This window comes from Buttiauxella brennerae ATCC 51605, from assembly GCF_001654925.1.
GTDB lineage: Bacteria > Pseudomonadota > Gammaproteobacteria > Enterobacterales > Enterobacteriaceae > Buttiauxella > Buttiauxella brennerae.
Genome location: NZ_LXER01000013.1, coordinates 1 through 1,125 on the forward strand (window position 1 = coordinate 1; position 1,125 = coordinate 1,125).

The window sequence follows — 1,125 nt, forward strand, 5'->3', positions numbered from 1 at the left end:
CGAAACCGGAGCGATAGACTGGCAGGCAGAATACGATGAATGGGGCAATCAGCTGACAGAAGAAAACCCGCATCATCTGCAACAGCTCATTCGTCTGCCAGGTCAGCAGGCTGATGAAGAGACGGGATTGTATTACAACCGCCACCGTTATTATGACCCGCAACAGGGGCGGTATATTACCCAGGATCCTATTGGGCTGGCGGGTGGGATGAATTCGTATGCATATCCTTTGGATCCTCTGCGGAATGCGGATCCGCTGGGATTAAATCCTGTTGCTGGTGCAGTAGTAGGTGGAGCTGTTGGTGGCCCTCCCGGGGTTGCTATAGGCGCGGTCGTGGGGCTTGCAGGAGGTTATGGTCTTTTTTCATTAGCAAATTCCAATTCTGAAATTAGTGAAGATGAAAATCAAAAGATACAAGATAAACGAAAAAATCTTGAATATGAAAACTATAAAAATAGGTGTAATGAACAGCCACCTAAAAATGAAAATCAATGTGATGTGGCTCGTTGGAAATTAGAACGTAATAAGGACTGCAAAAATATGCGTAGTGATTGGGATAATAGATGGTTTCCTGGGCGCCATGAGAATGATATTGTTAATTTGGAGCGCGGGATTGAAAATCTAAGTAAATGGATAGATCGTAACTGTAAATAATAGGATTACTAAAATGAGCAAAAAATTAACAGCACATGATGTTTTATCGAGATATATGGAAGAAGACTTGCCTGAATTTTGTGGAATGGAACTTAAGAGTGTGAATCAATCTGGGAATTTTGGAGACGCCCCCCTTCATGTGGCATGTACTCGTGGGAATAAATACGAAGTACAAGCATTAATTGATGCTGGTGCAGATATTAATGCTCCAGGGGAGTTGGGCAATACTCCTTTACATGCTGCTACTGGTCAAAACCATATTTCCGTTGTTAATATTCTTCTAAAATCAGGAGCTTCGAAGAGTAAAGTAAATAATTTAAATCAAACTCCGCTAGATAAAGCCAAGATGAATGAAAATAAAATCTTAGTAGCACTTTTGGAATAATAGTATTTATATGTGTTAGAAAATTTTCTGCGTAGCATGACCTGTCGTACCTGACCCTGTGGGCAACCAGGTCAGACTTGGCCGG

General features: G+C 41.7%; 2 protein-coding genes. Both read left to right on the top strand.

All coding sequences use genetic code 11. The annotated features are described in order from the left end of the window. On the top strand, positions 1–655 hold a 655-nt coding region (locus M975_RS23485), incomplete at its 5' end, for an RHS repeat-associated core domain-containing protein (RefSeq protein ID WP_157093343.1). Positions 656–668: 13 nt separating this feature from the next. Continuing rightward, positions 669–1,040 carry an ankyrin repeat domain-containing protein gene (locus M975_RS07175; protein ID WP_064558305.1) on the top strand — a complete coding sequence of 124 codons (372 nt, stop codon included), beginning with the start codon at positions 669–671 and terminating at the stop codon, positions 1,038–1,040. Positions 1,041–1,125 lie beyond the last annotated feature (85 nt).

Coding starts and splice junctions, on each gene's coding strand:
- M975_RS07175 (WP_064558305.1), top strand. CDS start 669: ATGAGCAAAAAATTAACAGCACATGATGTTTTATCGAGATATATGGAA.